This window comes from Bacteroidota bacterium, assembly GCA_008933805.1.
In the GTDB taxonomy this organism is placed as follows: domain Bacteria; phylum Bacteroidota; class Bacteroidia; order UBA8524; family UBA8524; genus SB11.
Genome location: WBUH01000032.1, coordinates 1 through 9,486 on the forward strand (window position 1 = coordinate 1; position 9,486 = coordinate 9,486).

The following is a 9,486-nucleotide window of genomic DNA, read 5'->3' on the forward strand; positions in this document are numbered from 1 at the left end:
GCCATGTTGGATGTTTACCTAGAACTTAACCCATCATTTTGCGAACCGCCGTATACGAGAACCGTACGTACGGTGGTGTGAGAGGTGCACTCCGTCAGTTTATCTGGCGGAGCCATCTACTCGATTATCAGCTGCCCTTCTGTCCGTCCGAGGTAGTGTCGGTGAGGTTTTGCAAAGTCTGTCTGCTGCGAACGGGTGCGGTTGCTTGCACTCTCTTTTGCTTTTGCTGCGTTTGCATGTGGGTGGTGGCAAAAGCAAATGTGAGTGCAAATGCGTTGGCTTTTTATGCACTGTCGTTACGATTGCAGGTTTCACTGTCCGATTACAATTTTACTTTCAAACTTCATCAAATTTAAACTTGTGAGAATTACAATTAGTGTTACTCCAACGTCTGCTGCTATGGCGAAAACCAAATTGCTGTAACCGATGAACGCAAGTGTGATAAAGATTAGTTTTACGGCTATCGCTCCGATGGTGTTGAATTTTATTCTTCGTAAAGTTTTTTGACTTAACCGAATGAGAAACGGAATGAGTGAAAGTTTATCGTTCATTAATGCAATGTTTGCGGTTTCTATGGCGGTGTCGCTTCCTGCTGCTCCCATTGCTATGCCTACGGTGCTTTGTGCAAGGGCTGGTGCATCGTTTATGCCATCGCCTACCATTGCTACAAATTTATATTGCTGCAATAGTTCTTTGATTTTTTCGGCTTTGTTTTCGGGTAGCATATTGCCGAATATTTTTTTGATGCCTACTTGCTGTGCTACATAGTTTGCTGCTTTTTCGCTGTCGCCTGTAAGCATTACAGGTTCTATGTTCAAAGCATCTATTTCTTTTAACGCTGCTGCACTGTCGGGTTTTATTTCGTCCATCAATCCAATAATTCCTGCAACTCCATTGCCAAAACTTACTACTACACTTGTTTTGCCTTGTGCTGCAAGTTGCTCTACAATTTTTACTGCTTCGTTGTCTATGGTTTGAGTTTCTTGAATAAAATCTAATTTGCCTACATAAATTTTTTCGTCTTCACATATCAAACATTTTGCTGTTGCTCCTTTGCCCATTACACTTTTAAACGCTTCGGTTTTGTGCGGTTCAAATCCTTCTTTGCGGCTTGCATCAACTATGGCTTGCGCCAATGGGTGTTCGGAAAATATTTCTGCTCCCGCAGTGCAAGCCAAAAGTTCTTCACGGCTTGTTCCGTTCAATGGGAAAATATCTGAAACAATTGGATTTCCAAAAGTGATGGTTCGTGTTTTATCCAATGCAATTGCTTTGATGTTTGCCAATGCCTCAATGTATTTTCCGCCTTTTACCAATGCTCCTTTTGCAGATGCGTTTCCAATGGCTGCGTAAATGGCTACGGGTGTTGATATAACCAATGCACACGGACAAGCAATTACTAAAAGTGTAATGGCTTGCTGTAACCAATGGTTAAAATCTAAGTTCAAAACGAAAACTGGAACAACAAACAGTAAAATGGAAAGTGCAAGCATTACAGGCGTGTAATACTTAGCGAATTGCTGAATAAATTTTTGTGTTTCACTTTTGTTTGCCGTTGCTTCAAATGTTAGGCGAATGATTTTTGAGAATGTGGTATCAACAGAAAGTTTTGTTGTTTCCATTTCTATAAAACCATTTTTGTTGAGTGTTCCTGCAAACAAATTGTCGCCTGTGCGTTTGTCTTTTGCAATTGGTTCGCCTGTAATGGCTGCTTCATCAACCATTGTTTCGCCTGAAATAATTTTACCGTCAAGTGGTATCATTTCTCCAGGCTTTACCTGAATAATTGTTCCGATTGCAATTTTATCAATCAAAACATTTTCATTTAGTGATTTTACAAAAGCGGTCTTTGGAGCTTTACTCACCAATTCATCTAAGGCTGATTTAGAATTTTCAATTCCAATATCTTCCAGCCTTTCACCCAAAACATAAAGAACCACCAATACTGCCCCTTCGGGAAATTCTTTTAGATAAAATGCCCCGATTACCGCAATAAGCATGAGCAAATTAATATTGCTGAACTGTAGTTTGAAAATGGCCTTTACGCCACTCCACATTACCTCATAGCCAATTCCTAAAATAAAAATGGCAAATATAAAAGGTGCATACGGCATGGGTATATTGATACCGATGATGGATAAAACTTCTAAGGCAATAACTATCGCGATTGCCAAAAGAAGAAAGATAAATTTTTTGTCGTTGATTGGTAGTTTCATTTGTTTGATTTTTTTATTTTTAAAGAATGTGAATGAATGTTTTAAATTTTTTATTTGTTCAATCCTCATTACAATGGGTAGTGTTGTCATCATGTTTATGCTCTTTATTCAATTCCCAACGTTTCTTAATTTTTATATACCATTCAAAATGATGCAAGGCAAGTAAAAGATAAATTAGAATGGATGAGCATATTGCAATAATGAACATACTGTAAGCAGCCGCTACACCTATTGCTGCCGTTGCCCAAATTGATGATGCAGTAGTTAATCCCTGGGTAATACCTTTTGTATTGTCTTTGTATATAATGCCAGCTCCGAGAAAACCAATACCTGTTACAATATTTGCAGCGATACGTGCTCCTGCGGTAACATCAACAGAATGTGTTCCAATGGCCGTAAACAAAGCTGCACCCAAACATACGGCTGCATAAGTCCTAATCCCTGCTGTGGCACCGTGTCGTTCCCTTTCAATACCAATAAATGCTCCAAGTGCAGAAGCAATTAAAAGCTGAAGGGTGATAAATAATTCGATTTTTATATCCATGTTGTGTTTTTAATTTGTAGTATACACTATGATAAGGAATGTTAAAGACGAATGAGAAATTTTTTGTCTTTGTTTGGAAATTTCATTAGTTATTCGAATTTTAACATGATGGGCGGGAGAACCTGACTATGAAAATCCTCTTTGATAGAGGAAAAAGAAATCAAGCCTCCGCCCATATTTTATTTAATGTGCGTGAGCCTCGCCTTTGTTGTTCATTTTAGCTAAAATAAAAAATGCTCCATTCACAACTACTTTACTATTTGCCGGAATTTCTTTTAGTAAAGTAATTTCGCTGTAACCTACATCGGTAGTGCCTTTGCGAATTGGTATTTTTTCAAAAGTAGTTCCTTCTTCCTTGTGTTCGGGTTCTTCTTTTTCGCTGTGTTCGTGTCCGTGTTCATCGTGTTTGTGTTCGGCTGTCTCGGTTTCGCCATGATGTTCTTCTTCTTTATGAGCATCGGTAACGATAAAAATATAGTCCTGCCCTTCGTGGTTTACAATGGCATTGGTTGGCACTGCATCAACGGTAGCGTTTTCTAAACTTACCAATGCGGTAATGCTCATGCCGTCAATCAAACCTTGTTTGTTTCCTTTTACCATTGCGTGAACTGCAACGGCTTTGGTGTTTTGCTCAAATGTGTTGCTGATGGCGTAAACATCTGCATCGTATTCTTTACCCGGATTGTTGGTGAGTGTAAAATGTATGGTTTGCCCGACTTTGAGTTTTTGCAAATCTTTTTCATACACATATAAATCAAGATGCAACTGGTTATTGTCCACTATTTCGGCAATGGAAGTATTTGCGTTTGCATAGCTGCCAATATTTACTGAAATATCACTTACCGTTCCATTTATTGGGCTGATAACATTGATAACTGATTGAATATTTTCGGCAGAAAGGTTTTGTGTATTGATGCCTGCAAGGTGTAGCTGGCTTTCAAGACTGGCACGTTTGGCTTGAAGGGTTTTGAGTTCAGTTTCTGCGATCTGAAAAGTTTTTAATGCCGTAGCATTTCCTTCTTTCAGGGTTTTCTGCCTTTCAAATTCCAATATTGCCAATTCCAGTTTTGCAGTGGTGTTTAGTAACTCTTCCTGCATGGTAATGAAGTTGGTATTGCCTATGGTTGCAATAACCTGTCCTTTGGAAACAGTGTTTCCAATTTGCACCAATAAGGTTTTCACCACACCGCCAAACAATGTGGTTGCATTGGCTTTGTTATCGTTAGGAACTCTGAGCAAACCGTTTGCTTTGAGTGAAGCGGTGAGTTGTTTTTTCTCAATGCTGCCTAACTCAATTTTTATGGATTTCATTTGCTCAGCAGTAAGTGTTGCCGTGTTGGTATTTTCGTGTTCGTCATGGTGTTCAGCTTCTTTTTCCTGTATGTCGGTTTTATTGCTGTTGCAGGATGCAAATACTAATGATGTTGCAAGTGCTGCTATAAAGATTATGTTGTTCATTGCTGTGAAATTTTATTTATTAGTTAAGAAATTGATGTTGATTATAGATTGATTGATTTGATTAACCGATTGCAGATAATTTAACTGCACATCGGTAGCGGTTTGCAAGGCTTGTAAGTATTCAATATAACCAATGTCGCCACTTTTGAAACCCACTTTTGCTGTGCTGATAATTATTTCGGCATTTGGCAAAGCGGTGGATTTGTAATAATTGTATTGCGACAAATTTTGGTTGTATTGCTGAAACGCATTTTGCAATTGGTTTTGTAAAATTAGTTTCCCGTTGTCGGCTTCTTTTTGCAATGCTTGCTGTTTGTAGTCAAGCGATTTTATTTTTGAAGCATTGCTGAAAAACGTAATCGGAATACTTAAACCCACATTAAAACCCTGAAAGCGTTTGCTGCCGTCAAAATTTACATCTACTCCATTGATTGTTTGCACTCCGATTAACGACTGGTTGAAATAACCCACATTAAAATCAGGCAATGTAGATGCGGTTTCTAACTTTTTGTTTTGTTCGGCAATTATAGCTTGTTGATACAATACTTTAAGTGATGGATTATTGGCAATAAGCGTAGTGTCAAACGAACTGCTTAAAACAAGCGGTTGCCAATTTTCATTTACGGTTATTGTAAAATCTTCGCTTGTATTCATTAGCGTTTTAAGGGAATTGTAAGCTGTTGCAAAGTCTGTTTCGTTTTGTTTGAGCAAAATAGAAAGCTGTCCCCGCTTGGTTTCGGCTGTGGTTTTCTCCAACAAATTAGTTTCGCCTGTTTTGTATCGCAACGCTGCCGCACTTACAAAATCGTTATATAAACTGTCTAAAGATTGTAGTTGCCTTTTAGTAGTTTGCAAATACTGCAACTGATAAAACCAGTATTGCACCTGTGCTTTTATTTGGCTGGCGGTGGCTTGATTTTGCAATTCGCTACTTTGTAATTCGGCTTTATACAAACCTGATTTAGCAGTATAATAAGTAGGGAACGGAATACTTTGCGAAACCTGAAACGCCTTGTCCTGATTGATGCTATTGTATTGCCCGAACTGAAAATTGATATTTGTTTTAGGCAATTCAAACACTGATTTTTTCAAAGTTGTTGATGATTGCACATTGAGTTGTTGCGATTGAATTTCTAAATTATTTTTCAATGCGGTGCTTATTGCAACTTCAACGGAAATGGTCTTTGCAGTTGGCGTTTGAGCATTTGCCGTATTGTATGAAAGCAAGGCAAAAACTAAAATGGCTGTTGCTGAAACTTTACTTTTCAGTTTTCCGATTTTAGAAAACATCACATAAAGCAAAGGCAAAACAAAAAGCGTTAAGAAAGTTGCTGTAAGCAAACCACCTATTACAACAGTTGCCAAAGGCTTTTGCACTTCTGCTCCTGCACCGTGCGAAAGTGCCATTGGTAAAAATCCCAAAGAAGCAACAGTAGCGGTCATTAACACGGGTCGCAAACGGATTTTTGTTCCTTCTTTTATGCGTTGGATAATGTCAGTCATTCCGTCTTTTTCCAATTGGTTAAAAGTTCCGATTAAAACAATTCCGTTTAAGACAGCTACACCGAACAATGCAATAAAACCAATACCTGCCGAAATGCTGAAAGGCATATCACGAATGAGCAAAGCGAATACACCACCAATTGCACTCATTGGAATAGCTGTATAAATTAAGGCTGCTTGTTTAACTGAACTGAATGTGAAATAGAGTAACATAAAAATTAGTGCTAAAGCAACGGGTAATGCAATCATAAGGCGTTTGCTCGCTGCTTGCAGGTTTTCAAATGTTCCTCCATAAGTGTAATAATAGCCTTCAGGCAATTTTACTTTTTCGTTCAATTCCTTTTGAATATCAGTAACTACACTTGCTACATCTCTGCCCGAAATATTAAAGCCCACAACAATTCTGCGTTTACCATCTTCACGGCTTATTTGTGCGGGACCCAATTCCATTTTTATTTCGGCAACTTGCGATAATGGAATTTGAGTTCCGTTTGTAGTTGGGATATACAAATGGCTTACATCGTCAATGTTGTTTCGGTGTGTGCTGTCTAAGCGAACCACCAAATCAAATTTGCGTTCGTTTTCATAAACTACACCTGCTCCACCACCTGCAAAAGCGGTGCTTACAATGTGGTTAATATCCTCGATGTTCAAACCATAATTGGCAATTTGCGAACGGTTGTATTTGATTACGATTTGTGGAAGTCCTGCCACTCGTTCAACACTTGGTTCGGTTGCACCTTCTACACTTTGCACAACTGAATTTACTTTATTGGCATAGCTTAAAAGAGTGTCCATATTTTCACCAAAAATTTTAACGGCTACATCTTGGCGGATACCTGTCATTAGTTCGTTGAACCGCATTTGAATGGGTTGATTTTTTTCAAAAAATACTCCAGGAATTGTATTTAGTTTTTCTTCAATTTCTTCTGCCAGTTCATCATAAGAAATATCACGTTTCCATTCATCGGGAGATTTGAGAATTATCATCATGTCTGTGGCTTCGGGTGGCATAGGGTCGGTGGGAACTTCTGCTGCCCCTGTTTTTCCGACAACCATTTTTACCTCATCAAATTCTTTGATTAGTCGGGATGCTTGCATAGAAGTTTCCAAACTTTGAGAAAGTGATGTGCCTTGCGGTAAAATGCAATGAAAAGCAAAATCGCCTTCCTGTAAGGTTGGGATAAATTCTCCACCCATTTTTGAAAACAGGAAAACAGAAAATGCAAACACTGCAACGGTTGCAACTACAATTACTTTTTTGAAACGGATGGCTTTTTCTAAAAGCGGTGCATAAATGCGTTGAAAGAAATTCATCATTCTATCGCTAAAGGTTGGCTTGTGCGAAATGGTTTTTGGTAAAAACGCTGCACACATCATTGGAATATAGGTAAGCGATAAAATCAATGCTCCAAAAATGGCGAAACCAACGGTTTGAGCCATCGGGCGAAACATTTTTCCCTCAATGCCAATAAGGGTAAGAATAGGAATGTAAACGATGAGAATAATGATTTCGCCAAATGCTGCGCTGCTTCGGATTTTAGATGCTGATTGAAAAACTTCCTCATCCATTTCTTGCTGTGTTAGTTTGCCGATTGTTTTTCGCAAACCCAAATGGTGCAAGGTGGCTTCTACAATAATTACTGCACCGTCCACAATCAAACCAAAGTCAATTGCTCCTAAACTCATGAGGTTGGCACTTACGCCAAATACATTCATTAATCCCAATGCAAACAGCATTGATAATGGAATGGCAGAAGCTACAATTAGCCCTGCACGAAGGTTTCCAAGAAACAGAACTAAAACGAAGATTACTATTAATGCTCCTTCAATTAAGTTTTTTTCTACTGTGCTGATGGCTCGCTTTACTAAATCTGTTCTGTCTAAGTATGGTTCTATTACTACATCTTTGGGCAATGATTTTTGAATGGTTGCCATTTTATCTTTAATACGGCTTACCACTTCGGCACTGTTTGAACCTTTCAGCATCATTACCACGCCACCTACTGCATCAACCTCACCGTTGTAGGTCATTGCACCATAGCGAACTGCACTCCCCAAACGAACTTCGGCAACATCTTTTATCAAAATCGGAATGCTGTTCGGATTGTTTTTAACTACAATGTTTTTTATGTCGTCAAATGAACCGACCAAACCCACACCCCGAATGAAATATGCGTTGGGTTTTTTATCAATGTAAGCTCCGCCTGTGTTTTCGTTGTTCTTTTCTAAGGCGGTAAAAATTTCGGGAATTGTTATTCCCATTGCAATAAGTCTGTCGGGATTTACGGCAACTTCGTATTGTTTTAGTTGTCCGCCAAAGCTGTTTACTTCCGCAATTCCTGCCGTTCCGTAAAGCTGTCTGGCTACAATCCAGTCTTGCATTGTCCGCAAGTCCATAGCGGTGTATTTGCTTTCGCTTCCCTTTTTGGGGTGAATGATGTATTGATACACTTCTCCCAAACCTGTGCTAACGGGTGCTAATTCAGGTGTGCCGACACCTCTTGGGATTTTGCTTTCGGCTTCCTTTAGTCGTTCGTTAATCAGTTGTCGGGCAAAGTAGATATCCACTTTGTCGTCAAACACAACGGTAATTACCGAAAGTCCGAAACGGGAAATGCTCCGCAACTCTTCCAAATCGGGAAGATTGGCAATGCTTTGTTCAATGGGATATGTTACCAACTGTTCCACCTCTTGTCCTGCAAGGGTTGGACAAACCGTAATGATTTGCACTTGGTTGTTGGTAATGTCGGGTACTGCATCAATAGGCAGTTTGGTTGCACTCCACACTCCCCAAACAATGAGTGCAAGTGTCATCAATGCAATGATGAATTTATTTTTTATGCTGAACGCAATTATTTTGTCTAACATTATTTTAATCAGTTTAATGAATGAATACATGATTACTTGCGGTGCGTTAGCACCGTAAGTAGGGTTGTTTTGTTCTGCGTTAGCAGAACATCATAAATTCATTAACTGATTTTTGGCGGTTGCCAAATAGACAAATACACCTCTGAAATAAATGAGGGGTTGTAAATCGGGAATTTGTCTAACGAAACGGGAACGTGAAGGGCTAAACTGCAATTAGTAAACGAACTACTAAAAGTCTGTCCGCAGCAAGCACACATACAAAAAGGTGAGCAATGTTCGGTGTCGCTGTCGTGGTCTGAGTGGTCTGTTGTTGCGAAAGTGGATTGGTCGGCACTCTGATATTTACAGTCCTCCTTGTCGCTGCAAGGCATAACTGCCAAAGCCAACAAGTAGAAACTGAATATGAGTGTCAAAACTTTTTTCACGGGGCAAATGTAAGTAAAAAATTTGTCTGTTTAGCACAAAACTGTCGGGTGGCACTGGTGCGTTTGGGCAAAATAAAATGTGCTGCAAAAGTGGGTCGGCTTATGGGTGGCTTTGCAGCTCTTTTTATTTTGCGAAGGGATAGCCAAACGGCTTTGCCGAAAATTGCACTGTCTGTCGGTTTTTGTCTGGCGGTTAGGGTTGCTCTGTCGGATAGGGTTGCTGATAACGGTTTGCGTGTATGTGCAGTAGCGGATTAGAAGCACTTTCCTGTCCGTTTAGCACAAAGTTTTTTAGAAGCACAGACCTTTGATTTACCACTTCACCCGCTATTGCCACATACACGCTGTGTGTGCCCTGCATGAGCAAAGCACACCTATCCGAAGCTTTATAAAAACATCAAATATGCAAATAAAAGATGTTAAAAGCAAAAGATAGGGGATTTAATTTTTTTTTCTAGAGGGTGAAAGT

General features: G+C 39.4%; 4 protein-coding genes. All 4 read right to left on the minus strand.

All coding sequences use genetic code 11. The annotated features are described in order from the left end of the window. Nucleotides 1-311 precede the first annotated feature (311 nt). Entirely contained in the window at nt 312-2,216 is a 1,905-nt protein-coding gene (locus F9K23_18695; GenBank protein KAB2912662.1) for a cation-translocating P-type ATPase, read from the minus strand. 58 nt (nt 2,217-2,274) lie between these two features. Then, nucleotides 2,275-2,760, minus strand: a complete 486-nt coding sequence (locus F9K23_18700; GenBank protein ID KAB2912663.1) for an MgtC/SapB family protein — start codon at nt 2,758-2,760, stop codon at nt 2,275-2,277. A gap of 183 nt (nt 2,761-2,943) precedes the next feature. After that, the gene (locus F9K23_18705) at nt 2,944-4,218 is read right to left on the minus strand and encodes an efflux RND transporter periplasmic adaptor subunit (protein ID KAB2912664.1); all 1,275 of its coding nucleotides are present in this window, start codon (nt 4,216-4,218) and stop codon (nt 2,944-2,946) included. A 12-nt stretch (nt 4,219-4,230) separates the two neighbouring features. Continuing rightward, nucleotides 4,231-8,592 (minus strand): CusA/CzcA family heavy metal efflux RND transporter, encoded by a 4,362-nt coding sequence (locus F9K23_18710; protein KAB2912665.1) that lies wholly within the window; start codon nt 8,590-8,592, stop codon nt 4,231-4,233. Nucleotides 8,593-9,486: the final 894 nt, after the last annotated feature.